The sequence below is a fragment of the Stieleria sp. JC731 genome (assembly GCF_020966635.1).
GTDB lineage: Bacteria > Planctomycetota > Planctomycetia > Pirellulales > Pirellulaceae > Stieleria.
Window position 1 is genome coordinate 112533 of the sequence record NZ_JAJKFQ010000011.1, and the last position, 13591, is coordinate 126123.

Annotated in this window: 10 protein-coding genes and 5 tRNA genes; 2 read left to right on the plus strand and 13 right to left on the minus strand. The window is 53.6% G+C overall.

What is annotated here, in order from left to right; translation table 11 throughout:
• Nucleotides 1-428 precede the first annotated feature (428 nt).
• Both LOC67_RS17525 and LOC67_RS17530 read right to left on the minus strand, forming a co-directional pair.
• Nucleotides 429-1217: an SDR family oxidoreductase gene (locus LOC67_RS17525; RefSeq protein ID WP_230263951.1), complete on the minus strand. Its 789-nt coding sequence runs from the start codon at nucleotides 1215-1217 to the stop codon at nucleotides 429-431.
• A 160-nt stretch (nucleotides 1218-1377) separates the two neighbouring features.
• Entirely contained in the window at nucleotides 1378-1581 is a 204-nt protein-coding gene (locus LOC67_RS17530) for a CsbD family protein (protein ID WP_230263952.1), read from the minus strand.
• A 961-nt stretch (nucleotides 1582-2542) separates the two neighbouring features.
• Between LOC67_RS17530 and LOC67_RS17535 the strand changes: the two genes are divergently transcribed.
• Complete coding sequence (locus tag LOC67_RS17535) at nucleotides 2543-4873, plus strand: PQQ-binding-like beta-propeller repeat protein (RefSeq protein ID WP_315861066.1); 2331 nt, start codon at nucleotides 2543-2545, stop codon at nucleotides 4871-4873.
• Nucleotides 4873-6195, plus strand: a complete 1323-nt coding sequence (locus LOC67_RS17540; RefSeq protein ID WP_230263954.1) for an MFS transporter — start codon at nucleotides 4873-4875, stop codon at nucleotides 6193-6195. The genes LOC67_RS17535 and LOC67_RS17540 overlap by 1 nt, the downstream gene beginning before the upstream one ends.
• Before the next feature lie 104 nt (nucleotides 6196-6299).
• Here the strand turns inward: LOC67_RS17540 and LOC67_RS17545 are convergent, their stop codons facing one another.
• The 11 genes from LOC67_RS17545 to LOC67_RS17595 form a co-directional block, all read right to left on the minus strand.
• The gene (locus LOC67_RS17545; protein ID WP_230263955.1) at nucleotides 6300-7571 is read right to left on the minus strand and encodes a class I SAM-dependent methyltransferase; all 1272 of its coding nucleotides are present in this window, start codon (nucleotides 7569-7571) and stop codon (nucleotides 6300-6302) included.
• Between the two features lie 163 nt (nucleotides 7572-7734).
• On the minus strand, nucleotides 7735-8160 hold the full coding sequence (rplK, locus tag LOC67_RS17550; RefSeq protein ID WP_230263956.1) for a 50S ribosomal protein L11: 426 nt from the start codon (nucleotides 8158-8160) through the stop codon (nucleotides 7735-7737).
• Nucleotides 8161-8216: 56 nt separating this feature from the next.
• Nucleotides 8217-8885 carry a transcription termination/antitermination protein NusG gene (gene nusG, locus LOC67_RS17555; RefSeq protein WP_230263957.1) on the minus strand — a complete coding sequence of 223 codons (669 nt, stop codon included), beginning with the start codon at nucleotides 8883-8885 and terminating at the stop codon, nucleotides 8217-8219.
• A gap of 76 nt (nucleotides 8886-8961) precedes the next feature.
• Nucleotides 8962-9420, minus strand: a complete 459-nt coding sequence (secE, locus tag LOC67_RS17560; RefSeq protein ID WP_230263958.1) for a preprotein translocase subunit SecE — start codon at nucleotides 9418-9420, stop codon at nucleotides 8962-8964.
• 216 nt (nucleotides 9421-9636) lie between these two features.
• Nucleotides 9637-9709, minus strand: a tRNA-Trp gene (locus tag LOC67_RS17565).
• A 144-nt stretch (nucleotides 9710-9853) separates the two neighbouring features.
• Nucleotides 9854-11050, minus strand: a complete 1197-nt coding sequence (gene tuf / locus LOC67_RS17570) for an elongation factor Tu (RefSeq protein WP_230263959.1) — start codon at nucleotides 11048-11050, stop codon at nucleotides 9854-9856.
• A gap of 362 nt (nucleotides 11051-11412) precedes the next feature.
• A tRNA-Thr gene (locus LOC67_RS17575) sits at nucleotides 11413-11484 on the minus strand.
• A gap of 68 nt (nucleotides 11485-11552) precedes the next feature.
• Nucleotides 11553-11623: transfer RNA gene (locus tag LOC67_RS17580), tRNA-Gly, on the minus strand.
• A 73-nt stretch (nucleotides 11624-11696) separates the two neighbouring features.
• Nucleotides 11697-11778 (minus strand) — tRNA-Tyr (locus LOC67_RS17585).
• Nucleotides 11779-11946: 168 nt separating this feature from the next.
• A tRNA-Thr gene (locus LOC67_RS17590) sits at nucleotides 11947-12019 on the minus strand.
• Nucleotides 12020-12799: 780 nt separating this feature from the next.
• On the minus strand, nucleotides 12800-13561 hold the full coding sequence (locus LOC67_RS17595) for an MBL fold metallo-hydrolase (protein WP_230263961.1): 762 nt from the start codon (nucleotides 13559-13561) through the stop codon (nucleotides 12800-12802).
• Nucleotides 13562-13591 lie beyond the last annotated feature (30 nt).

Here is a 13591-nt window from a genome sequence, read left to right on the forward strand (position 1 = left end):
AGCAGGCACCCTAGATTTATACCGAACGCTGTGCGCATTGCATTTGCAATGGTGATGCGAAGCCTGACCGTCATTCGTTGCGGAACGTTGCGGGAAGGTAAGCGTGCGATTGGGAATCAACTCGTTTGAGTTGTGGACGCAGCAATGCGAAGAAGATTCGCAGCCCACATGAACAAGGCCCATTATGTTGCTCGTGAGCAACACGATGGCTGTCAAGAATGACGTACATGTTCGAGATGCGTTCACAGGTCGAAGCCGAATCGGGAGGTAACAGCAGTTACCCAACGTGGTGTTGAAGAATGAGATTCGGTCCGACCAAGGATTCACATATTCTTACGCCTCGATACGGAGCGTCAACAAGTCCGGTTCGTCGGTTTTGCCTGAAGACTGAAAATTCACCCGTTCTTTATCACCCTCGTGCACCCTTTCTAGATCAGTAGCGATTGTCCTCCATCGATCCAAACAGGTGTGCCTGTGATATGGCTGCTGCAATCGCTGAGGAGGAAGGCGGTCAATTGGGCGACCTGCTCCGGTTTACCGTAATCTCCTCCAGTTAGTGGAATATCACCTTCGGGATAGACCGCCGGGGTTTCGATCTTCTTTAAGTCCTCACGTTCGGTTTTTTGATGGATGCCCGAGACGATCGCCCCCGGACAAACTACGTTGACCCGTATTTTGGATGGGGCAAGTTCAAGTGCGAGCATTTTTCCGAGCGCGAACTGCCCTGCTTTGCTCGATGCATACGCGGAAGCACCTTCGTTGCTAAAGGTGCGCGTTCCGTTGATCGATGACATGATCACGATACTGCCGTGTCCGACCTTTCGCATTTCAGGGACACAGTAGTGAATCGCCAGATAGGTACCTGTCAGGTTGATGTCGATGGTGCTCCGCCACTCGTCGGGTGTCATTTCATCGATAGGTGTCCAAGTTCCATTGGTTCCAGCGTTGGCAACCAGAGCATCAATTCGGCCGTACTGATTGACGACCTTTGCGACTGCCGCTTGCATCTGATCTTCTTTTGTAACGTCAGCAACAGCGAGCATCGCATCGCCACCGTTTTGCTTGATTGAGTCGACAACGTCTTGCAGTTCGTCTTGGTCCCGAGCAAGTACCGCGACTTTTGCACCGCAGCTTGCACACAACTCGGCAATGCCTTTCCCAATTCCTTCGCTGCCACCGGTGATCAGCACAACTTTATCTTTCAAATCAACCTGCATGAATTCTTCTCACTTCATTGTCGTGGGTCTATTTCAGAGCAGCCAAGTACTACCGGTCGTGCTACCAGGTGTTGCGAAAGTCAACCCTGCATGACGAGCATCCGCTGTGGAAGATTCATGCGGATGCCCGATTTCCGTTTCTCATTCGCTTCGGCGAAACCTAGCAGTTGCAGGACGATTCGAACTCTTTGACCTGTCGCTCTGCTTCGTCCTTTGCGATTCCATAGCGCTCTTGGACTTTGCCGACAAGTTCTTCGCGGCGACCATCGACACGGTCAAGATCGTCGTTGGTCAGGTCACCCCACTTTTGTTGTGCTTGACCTTTGACTTGCTTCCACTTGCCTTCGATTTGATCCCAATTCATAGCCTTACCCTCCGGTACGTGGTAAACGAAACTTACGGGGCTTCGAATCGACTTCTCCGTTCGGACCCCGGTACGTCGTCAGGAAGGTTGCATTTCGCGGACCGTTGCGGCACGACAAGAAGGACTCGCATGCGAAACCGAAGCAAAACGCATCAATTACCGCTGGAAAAGTTCAGTCGCTCTTTTCGCGACATTGGATAGCACATGTTGCGATCCATTTAACTCCACGCACAACGGCCAAAAATCAAACAGGTTGTTGTCGCTACGGCCATTGTTTGAGTCGCCTTGAAGCCGGACGGGGAACCGCTTCACCGCGAAACGATCGCCCGTTTGTCTTGTGTGAGGGTGTTCCGTCACCGAACTAGGAAATCACATTTGCCCGAACTAATCTTCCATTCGTCAGCTGGGGAGTTCGGTTCGCCGTGACTGCCCCACTTCGGCGGGCCTCCCAGCTGGCATCTTTTTTCTCTACGCCTGGTGCTTCGTTCGATATGAAAATACGGGTTCGGGTCATCAGCCGACGCGCGTTAGCCCCGGTGATTGCGCTGAAACCGTGGCTAACGCCATACGGCTAATTCTAGAATCGAGCGGGGGCGGGTCATCAGCCGACGGGCGTTAGCCCCGGTTATTGCACTGAAACCGTAGCTAACTCCATACGGCTAATCCTAATATCGAGTTGGAACGAAGGACTAGCGACCCAATGGCTTCAGTCTCTAGTACCTGACTGCGATGTCCTGTCTGGCATCGAAGCAGCGGCGAAAAGGAATTTGCCGAACTGGAAAATCTCTTCCGCTGCGAAGGCGGGCTAGGCCGATTGATGAATCGCGGATTTCTAATTCGGTCGCTATTTTCCGCCGATTTTTGCGTTACTCGCAGAACTTAGGTTGGGATTCAAGATTTAAGCATCATCTGGCACAAAGTGTGCCTTCGCGAATGACGTTCGTCTCCCTTGACTGGATTGGTGTGCCCAATCGGTCTGGGCAATCAGGCTTTGCGTCAGCTGGCTGGTGTTTTCATTCTTGACCTTCAAAACCTAACTCTGCACGAGTCTCACTTGAAACTGGAACTTCGTTGGCGTCGCCTTGTGATGGCGTTGCCAGTGACGATTGCGGTGTCCGTCCCTGTCAGTCTTGACGCCGCAGATTGGCCTTCGTGGCGTGGGCCAAACCAAAACAGCCATTCCAGTGAAGTCGGACTGGTCGAACGATTCAATCCACAAGGCGGTATCGAAGACGGCGTGCTTTGGAAAAGCGAAGTCGCCTCGGGGATTTCGACCCCGGTGGTTATGCACGGTCGACTGTTCACGATTGTGCGACACCAACCTGGAACCCCTGCCGAATCGGAAAAGATTGTTGCCCTCGACGCATCGACAGGGCAGCAACTTTGGGAGAACAACTACAACGTCTTCTTGACAGACTTTCCGGCTGAACGGATCGGTTGGTCAAACGTAGCGGGAGATCCATCGACCGATCGAATTTATGCTCTCGGGTCATGTAGTCTGCTTCAGTGTATCGACGCGGTTGATGGCCAAACCCAATGGTCACGATCGTTGTCGGAAGAATTTGGCATGCTTAGCACATACGGCGGCCGAACCAACACTCCTGTGATCTATGACGATCTGGTGATCATCTCTGGTGTAACAACCGGCTGGGATACAACGGCACGTCCTACCCATCGTTTCTTCGCCTTCGACAAGTCTGATGGCCGTTTGGTTTGGATCTCAGAAACCCGGCCTCTTCCCGAAGACACCACCTACAGCACACCCATCGTCCGCGATTTCAATGGCCAAGTGCTGCTGGTTGGCGGCGCTGGGGACGGTGATATCTATGGGATTCAAGTTCGAACGGGTAAGACCGTCTGGCATCAGCCGATTTCGCGGCGAGGGATCAATACGTCACCAACGGTATCTACAGAGGGCACGATTTTTATTGGTCACGGTGAAGAGAACCCTCAAGGGACTGCAATGGGAGCGGTCGTTGCGATCGACGGCAATGCGGCTGCCGCAGGTTCTGAAAATGTCGAACTTTGGCGGACGCCTGAGATCATGAATGGCAAGAGTTCACCGTTGCTTGTCGAAGACGCTGAATTGGGGAGTCGGCTGTATGTGGTCGAGGACTCTTCGAGATTTCATATCTTGGACGCTGCTACGGGTGAAGAGATCGGGCGTCCGATCAAACTCGGAACCGCGATGAGAGGAACTTTGCTTTATGCCGATGGCAAGATCTACGCGGCAACTTCAACCGGCCAAGTTCATGTGCTTAAACCCACTGTTGATGGCGTCGAAACCGTTTTCAAAACGCGATTGCAAACGGGGACCGAGGTAGGCGGTTCGATGGTCGCAGCCGGCGGTCTGGTTTACCTTCCGACGACCAAGGGTTTGTATTGTCTTGGTCAGAAAACAAATCTGAATTCAAGCCAGGGTTCATTGCCAATCGATGGGAGCAGAGCTCCTGTTGCTGCCGAGGCTGACAATGAGGTTGCTCAACTGCAAATCGTTCCCGCAGAAGCGATCGTTCATCCCGGCAAACAAATCATTCTCGAAGTCCGTGCGTTCAACAGCCAAGGCGAGCGAGTTGCTGCACCAAACGATGTGACATTTCGCGTGCAGGGATCCGCTCAAATTGTGGACGGTGTATTGGTAGCCGATGAGGACGCGGGGCATCAATCGATCTCGGTTGTTGCGACGTATGCATCCGTCGAAGGCCGGTCACGCTATCGATGCGTTCCCTCACTGCCTTGGTCATTTGGTTTCGACGACCATGAGGTCCCCGTGACGTGGATCGGCGCTCGATATCGTCATGAGGCTCGCGAGGTGGGCGGAGAACCCGTGATCGTCAAGATATCCACCATCCCCAAAGGGACGCGAAGTCAGACTTGGTTTGGGTCAACAGAGTTGCATGACTACACCATCACGGCTGACTTGTTCGCAGCATCGGGAGGCGATGGGTTGCCGGATATGGGAATCATCGGGCAACGCTACGTGCTTGACCTGATGGGGCAATCTCAACAGTTGCAGATTCGGACATGGGCAGCACAGTTGCGGATGGCACAAAGCGTGCCGGTGCAATGGAAGGCAGGCGTTTGGTACCGATTGAAGCTGCAGTCTGAAACCGACTTGGAAAAACAGTCAGTCACTTTACGAGGCAAAGTCTGGCCTCGCGATGAATCGGAGCCCAACGAATGGACCGTCACCGCGACAGACTCTTCACCTAACCTTTCTGGCAGTCCCGGCCTGTTCGGCAACGCGACTCGTTCTGAAATTCTGATCGACAATGTGAGCGTGCAATACTGATGATTTCAACAAGAACGAAGTGGATTGTTTGTTTCATCGCGGCGCTGGGATTCGCGTTTGACATCTATGAACTGCTGATGCTGCCGTTGATTCTGCGTCCGGCATTGGCTGAACTGGGTGGCATCGCACCGGGGACGCCTGAATTTGAGTATTGGCGCGGGATGATGTTTTTTGTCCCTGCAATGATCGGAGGCATCGTCGGCTTGGGCGGCGGATACCTGACCGATACGCTCGGTCGTCGCCGCGTATTGACGTTCAGCATCTTGCTTTATGCACTGTCAGCAATGGCATGTGGTTTCGTAACGACGTTACCAATGTTGCTGCTTTTTCGTTGCTTGGTTTTCATTGGGGTTTGTGTCGAATTTGTTGCCGCGGTCGCTTGGCTTGCCGAATTGTTTGATGACCCGAAACAACGCGAGGCGGCGCTCGGCTACACCCAGGCATTCAGTTCGATCGGAGGATTGTTGGTTACCGCAGCAAACCTATTGGCGATCCGATATGCGATGTCATTGCCCGAGATTGCGGGCGGTCACGAAGCTTGGCGGTACACGGTGATTTCTGGTGTCATACCGGCACTACCATTGATTTTGGTTCGTCCGTTTTTGCCCGAATCGCCTAAATGGCAAGAGAAGAAGGCTGCCGGGCAACTTCGCCGGCCAAGTTTGAAAGAGCTGTTTTCGCCAGGATTGCGGAAGACAACTATCGTGACAACGTTGATGTTCGCTTGCAGCTACGGTGCTGCGTTTGGTGCACTACAGCAAACGCCTTCGATCGTTCCAGGATTGCAGGACGTGAAAGATCAAACGGAGTCTTTGCCGGTTCCAAAACGCAAACAATTGGAACAGCAAATCGCGGCGACCGTGAATGGATACCAAGAAATCGGTGGATTGATTGGCCGATTCGTTTTCGCGAGCCTGGCGATCTTTGTTGTCAGTCGGAGATCCCTACTGCGGATGTTTCAGTGGCCTGGCTTGATCGTCGTGCCATTGGTCTATTTCTTTGCCGTTGGCCAAGGATTGGACGCGCTCAAGATGGGGATTTTCGTTGCCGGATTGTTGACTGTCGCTCAGTTCAGCTTCTGGGGCAACTACCTGCCGCAGGCTTTTCCGCTTCATTTGCGAGGGACCGGCGAAAGTTTTGCAGCGAATATTGGTGGTCGAATGATCGGAACATCCTTCGCCGCCGTGACGGCTTGGTTGATCACGGTGATACCATCGCATCATCCCGCAACGGCTGCAGGCATCGTTGCACTGCTGACCTATCTCGTGGGCAGTCTGCTTTCGTTCTTTTTGGATGAACCAAAAGACGTCGAGACAGAGTAGCCAAAGGCTATTGATGTGTATCGTTGTCGCGAGGTGGCAAATACCGAATTAGGTTCGGCCACTTCGCGATCTTTGGAATGCGCAGTTAGAGCCGATAAGCTGCTTTATGCTTCGCTAATCACCGCGTACTGGCGGCGACCGGCTTTGCCGATCCAAAGTGTGATGGGATGTTCGCCGCAGGTTCGGTATCGACGTTCCAGAGCGTTCGCATCGCTCGATGAAGATCGTGTTTTCACCCGTTGCGGAAAGCTGTTCATCTGACGCAAGGTCTTTCTGAGTTTCCGGTCGTCACTGCTGCCGGTCCAAAGCACTTGTTTACTGATAACTGCAGGGTTTTCTAAATCAGTGTCCGATGTCAGAAAACCTGTGGGGCCCCCGAGCATGCTTAGATCATGCTGCTGCGCAAAGCTCTCTGTTAGGGTCGCGGCGCGAATGGCGGCGTCGGGGTCGATGATGAATGACTTGGGTGTTTGAACGACTTCGGCAGTCGCGGTTTGAAAAATGTCAGCGGTAATATGGAATACGGAAATTGAATCACTGCGCAAGCTGATCGCGCTGCGTCCGCCAGGTTTTATTAAAGCAGCTGGTGACTTTTGATCCGGTGACTTGGCAGCCAGTAACTTTGCGGCAAGCGTCTTCTCGGCCAGCGAGATAGCTTCGCCTGACAAGATTGTTTGTTCACGAACGCTGCCGTTGAGCGAGATCCAAGCCCGGTGCCTTTCGGGATGCTCGTCTACGATTGAAGCTGGCGCGATTTTGACAAGCGCCGCTGTCGACTGATCGAAGCACCTTTCGGCGAATGACCAAGGCGGTGAATAGCAATCGACCTGAGTGGTGCGTCGATTATCGCTGCGGCGGTCTGGATCTAAGTGCAACGCCGCGTTTGCAATCACGATGTCTTCGACGTTCTGTGCTCGAACGATCGCAGTGCTTGCTGAAGACCCATGGTTATCCAGATTGCGCCTCGCCATTGCCGCAATGGTTGGGTCCAAGTCAACGAGCTGCAATGTGGAATCGTGTGCTTGGGAATTTGAGAATGCGATCCCATCTGCGCCGATACCACAACAGAGATCGAAACTGTCGCCGCTGGGTAGCCAAGAGGACTTCAGTTCGGCCACTGCAGATGGTGTTGACTGCGCCAATGACCTTTCGTCACACCACCAAAACCCGTCACCCAGTTTACGCCTCGCTTTCGTCTGAAGCTGAAGAACATGGGCGACAAACATGACTTCATCAGAAGGCACGGTTTGTCGAAGGATGCGTTCGACGTCAATCGCGGATCCTGCCAAGTCATCGTCGAGCTGCTCCAGCGAGTGTTCCAGCTGTTGAAGCTGATCAACGCGTCGACGGAATTGATCTTGGGGCGGTATTGTCACGACGAACGCCTAGGGGAAGACAAGCAGCAACGTCGAATTTTGCGAAGCAGCCAAAGAAAAACGCCACCCTGCCAGCTGTCGAGTCCATAAGGAGTGACAGCCAAGTGAGGCGGCGTTGCGACGGTCATCTAGTTAGACCAATGCAAATTCGGCCGAAGGGGAACTAACCTTCGACTTCGATGCCCATGCTGCGAGCGGTGCCTTCGATCATGCGAATGGCTTGGTCCATGCTGCGTGCGTTAAGGTCAGCCATCTTTTTGGTGGCGATTTCTTCGCACTGTGCGCGAGTGACTTTGGCAACCTTTTCGATGTGCGGCACGCCGCTTCCCTTCGCAATACCAGCAGCTTGCTTCAGCAGCGAAGCAGCTGGAGGGCTTTTGGTGATGAATTCGAAGCTACGGTCGTTGTAAACGGTCACGATCACGGGGATCGGAGTTCCGTTGTACTCTTTGGTGCGATCGTTGAACGCTTGGACGAATTGTCCGAGGTTAACACCGAACTTACCTAGCGAGGTACCTACAGGAGGTGCTGGAGTTGCTTGGCCGCCAGGAACTTGGAATTTTGCTTGGCCGGTGACTTGCTTTGCCATGACTGCTTATCTGTCTTCTAGACGTTGTGTTTATTTTGGAGGGGCCGATAGGTTAACTACAGTGGCTCAACTTGCCAGTGGTGTAATTCCATCGGAACGCTCCGACCAAAGATATTGATGATCACGGTGATGCGACCGTTTGCTTCGTCGACGGAATCGACATCGCCTTCTTGATTCTCGAAATTGCCTTCCTTGACACGGACGCGATCGCCCACTTTGAAGGGGATGCCGACCTTGATTGGCGCGTCCTCTTCATCCTCGGTTTCGGGACGGTTGATAAAGCGATCGACATCAGCTGGGTCCATTGGCATCGGTTTGCCGGCGGATCCGGTGAAATCGCTGATCCCGCCCGTTTCACGAACGAGGAACCATGTGTCGTCGTTGATTGCCATCCGAGCCATGATATAGCCCGGCAGCAATTTGCGTTTGGTAATCCGTTTCTTGCCGTCGCGAGTGAACGTGGCAACGTCTTCACTGGGAACGACGACGTCTCCGAAGAATTCTTCCATGCCTTCCATGCGGATGCGTTTTCGCAATGCATCGGCGATGGAATCTTCGCGGTTGAACGCAACCTTCAGGATGTACCAATCCATGTCGACTTCGGGCGACGAACCTTGATCGCCATCGGACGATTCGACTTCGGCTTCTTCGGCCGCCGCGGATTGATCGGCGTCCGATGAAAGTTCGGGGTCATCGGATTCGATGGGTTGCGGTTCTTCCGACATGTGATGGATGCGTGTGCGTTGTGCGAATTAGCGGGTGGCGAATATTAAATCGCCTAAGTTCTTGATTGGCAAGCGTCTAGGCAGTTGCCCAGAGCAGATTGAAGAAGGCTTGCCAAAAGATGTCAAACAGGAATAGCGAGACCGCGAGAATGACGATGGTCAAGATCACGACGATGGACGCTCGCTTGACTTCATCACGAGCGGGCCAGGTGACCTTCTTCATCTCGGCTTCGACCGCAATGAGAAAGTCCGCGAACACGGGCCAGTTGACGAGTCGAAAGGCGAACCAGAAGCCAACCAAGACCAGTGCAAGCGGCACACCAACGACCAGCACGTTGTTGCTGGAGGTGCCGTTGAGGGTCGAGTAAAGTGACCACGCACCGAGTGCGACGATCAGCCAGATCGACAAAGCGGTCAACTGGCGAACGATGCGACCCTGGTTTGGCTTGAAGACGGTCGCGTGGAACAGTTCACTGACAAGCGAACTGCCGCTGGCAGTCGAATTCGCGTTGTTCCCGGCGATATCTCGAGACACGGTATGTCCTTGTGTTGGTAGTGGCCGCTTCTTGGCCGACGGAATAATTGCCGACAAGTCTTGACCGCGATGACAAAAACCGGGGCGTCCGAGGGGGGGCGTTTCCTGGGTGGCCGTCAATCGGCGGCGAAAACTGACGCGCCAATGGCGCTAACAGGCTCATCGTACTGGCAACCCAAGTCTTGGCACCAGACCAGCACGAAGGCTGTTAAAAAGCAGGAGTGGAGGGACTCGAACCCCCAGCCGCTGGTTTTGGAAACCAGAGCTCTGCCAATTGAGCTACACTCCTTTGCCAAAGCGGTAGCAGATGCACACCACTTCGGTGAAATATTCTAACGCAGAGAACCAACGACCCGACAGACGGTTCGTTGGCTCTCCGGTGGATTTCTTCAAGATTTGACCGGTGGGCACCGGCCCCATCGGTCAGCCGAGATTACTCGACGATCTTGGTGACGACGCCCGAACCGACGGTTCGGCCACCTTCGCGAATCGCGAAACGAACACCGTCGTCCATCGCGATTGGCTTGTGCAGTTCGACGGTCACTTTGACGTTATCGCCTGGCATGCACATTTCAGCGCCTTCCAAGTTTGCAGTTCCGGTCACGTCAGTGGTACGGAAGTAAAACTGTGGGCGGTAGCCGCTGAAGAATGGGGTGTGACGTCCACCTTCGTCTTTGCTCAAGCAGTAAACTTCAGCTTCGAACTTGGTGTGAGGGGTGATCGATCCTGGCTTCGCCAAAACCTGACCACGTTGGATTTCTTCACGCTTGACACCACGCAGAAGGCAACCGACGTTGTCACCAGCGCGACCTTCGTTCATTTCCTTGCGGAACATTTCAACGCCGGTACAGGTGGTTTTTGCCGAGTCGCTCTTCAGGCCGACGATTTCGACTTCTTCGCCGACTTTGATGACACCACGCTCGATACGACCGGTCGCAACAGTACCACGACCTTCGATCGAGAAGACGTCTTCGATCGCCATCAAGAATGGCTTGTCGTCTTCACGGACAGGCTCAGGAATGTACTCGTCCAGTGCGTCCATCAGTTCGCTGATGCACTTGCTGGCGTCTGGGTCTGCTGGGTTGTTGTATGCAGGCAGTGACGAACCTTGGATGACAGGAACGTCATCACCTGGGAAGTCGTACTTGCTAAGCAGTTCGCGAGCTTCCAGTTCGACCAATTCCAGAAGTTCTGGATCGTCGACCAAGTCGCACTTGTTCAAGTAAACAACGATGTAAGGAACACCAACCTGACGAGCGAGCAGAACGTGCTCTTTCGTTTGAGGCATAGGTCCGTCAGCAGCCGAAACGACGAGGATCGCTCCGTCCATCTGAGCAGCACCGGTGATCATGTTCTTGACGAAGTCAGCGTGACCGGGGCAGTCGATGTGTGCGTAGTGACGGTTGTCGCTTTCGTACTCGACGTGAGCAACGGCGATCGTGACGGTCTTGGTCGCGTCACGAACGGTACCGCCTTTAGCGATATCCGAATAACCCTTCGCTTGAGCCAGTCCCTTTGCTGCTTGGACGGCTAGGATAGCGCCAGTGGTTGTTGTTTTACCGTGGTCAATGTGTCCAATGGTGCCGACGTTAACGTGGGGCTTGGTCCGTTCAAATTGTGCCTTGGCCATTTCTTACTCACCTGTGTTCGGCGATCTGCTACCAGCCCGAGGATACGCCCCAGGCGAGCCCATCAATACGGCGGCCGCGTTCACACCCACGGAAATTCGCCCTACCGACGGTCGCAACGACCGAACGTTTTCTTCTAAACAGACAGAAAATCGTATCCACGAACGTCCACCACGGACGCTGTGGTAATTGCTTTGCATGGGCCGGATAGTGGATCATTCTTGACCACCACCGGCGAGGGTGCGTAGTTGTTGCGAAAAGTCTTGATTCTTGCAATTGCTGATTGCAAAAAATCAGAAAGATCGATAGGAACTTTCTGGATTTCACATTCCGGAAAGTTGACCTAAGTCTTGCCCAGACGACAAGCTGCTGATGGGACTTGAACCCATGACCTCTTCCTTACCAAGGAAGTGCTCTACCACTGAGCTACAGCAGCGACAATCGTTTTGTTGGCAAGTGCCAGCCGTACCCTTTGAGCCGCTGTGCTATCAGCGGCAATTGAAGAGCGGGTGAAGGGAATCGAACCCTCGTATTCAGCTTGGAAGGCTGCTGCACTACCATTGTGCTACACCCGCTTTCCGGAAGGCTTTCTCGCGATCGATGAAGTCAGAGATCAGCTCTCCTGCCTTCCAGCTCATCGACCGCAAATGGGGGCTACTGGATTCGAACCAGTGTAGACATAGTCAGCGGATTTACAGTCCGCCCCCTTTAACCACTCGGGCAAACCCCCTTCCGTTTTCCTCTCGGCGATACTCTTGGCTGTCGTCTTCTTCGATGCTTCCGTTAGGAAATCAAATCCGTCTTCGTCAGGTCTGCCGTTTGGGCCCAGCTTTGTTCCCCGCTTCGCGGTTCCCGCCACCGAGTTCGATCAGCTTGTTCAATTAAGCCAAGCTGGTCAAGCTAGCGGAGGGACTCGAACCCACGGCCGGCTGATTACAAATCAGCTGCTCTACCAACTGAGCTACGCTAGCAATGGTTCGTCGCCAAAGCCGACATTCCCGATCACAGCCAGTGCGATCGCTTGGGAGAGGCAGAGTTTAGCAATCGATCGTTTTGGGGCAAGCCGGAATTAGGCCCAACTGTCCGCAATTGCGATCACCTTTTTTTCTCTGCACTATTCTCCCTAACCGACAGCCTGTTAATGCTTGTGGTTCGGTAGGTACGCAATCATTCGGCAGGATCCCTCACACGCATGAGAATTCTTGTGGCGTTTTTGTTCCAAACGTGTGCCGACCGCAGGCCCTGAACCCACCTTCGCTTCTCTTTGCGAATCAGCGGCAAACCCGTGTTTTTAGGGGTTTTCTGTTCATCTTCGGTGCCATTGAACGCTGGGCCAAAACCAAATTGCCACACCGAAAAAAAGTGATCGTACAGTGACCGTGCTATGGCCCCAGGGAGTGTTCCACGCGTTGGAATCGTTGTTCGTCCCGCATCGAAGGGCATCGACTCCCACCTGTGGCGGGCAAATCACGTTAGGCGTCCACGGCGGATATTTTCTCAGCGGCCGCCGATTTTTTGAAGTTCTGCATTCGCACACGCACCACAGGACATTGCCCATTCCACTCAAGTCGCCAAGTTGCGTTTCATTCGCTTGTGGCGGTGATAGTAGGCTGCCACTAGTGCTTCGATCCGACTCGCTTTTGGGATTAGCCGCATGGCGTTAGCCACGGTTTCAGCGCAATAACCGGGGCTAACGCCCGTCGGCTGATGACCCGAACCCGTTTTTTCATATGGAACGAAGCACTGGGAAATTAGTTGCCAAAGTGAACTAGCATCCGGTCTTCAGCAAGCGAGGACTGGATCGAGGTTGATCGCAATCCTGCTATGACGTCGTCCAGCATCGCCGATGGATTCGGATCGATCGGATTGACGTGAGTCAGCAAAAGCTTTTTGGGGTTGGCGAGTTTCGCAATTTCGGCCAATCGCGAGCAGTAAGTGTGACCTGTCTTTTCAGCTTGGTCTGCCAAGTGATCCTGAAAATAGCACTCGTGCATCAACAGGTCCGCATCCGCATTGAACTGCTTTGCCCGGTCATCGATCTGCCCTGTCGTGTCTGTTAAGTAGACCAGCGTCGGTCCCGATTTCCATTCAAGGCGGTATCCCAAGCTATTGCCGGGATGCGGCTGCGTACGCCAAGTGATCTCGCAATCGCCGATCGATATCGATTCTTGGTCTTCGATGTCGCACCACTGGGCATCGAGTTCGACCGGAAAGATCAGAGACGAGAAGAGATGCTTGCGAATTGCCGCGATTTTCTCTCGCTCACCCCAGATTCGTACGCGTTGAACGTTCTTTTGGTAAAGCACGTCAAGCAAAAAGGTCAGTCCGGCGATGTGGTCCAGATGAGCATGACTGAGCAGGATGTCCAACGTTGGCGTTTCAATTAGCTCTCTGATCCGAAACAGGCCTGTTCCCGCATCCAGGATGATGCCTTGCTGCGGTAAGAAGTAACAGCTTGTCTGTCGATCTTCGTTGGGGTGGTAACCGGCGGTACCAAGGCAATGCAGCAGCATGAGGTCGGACGGTTGGAGTAATAAAAAGCC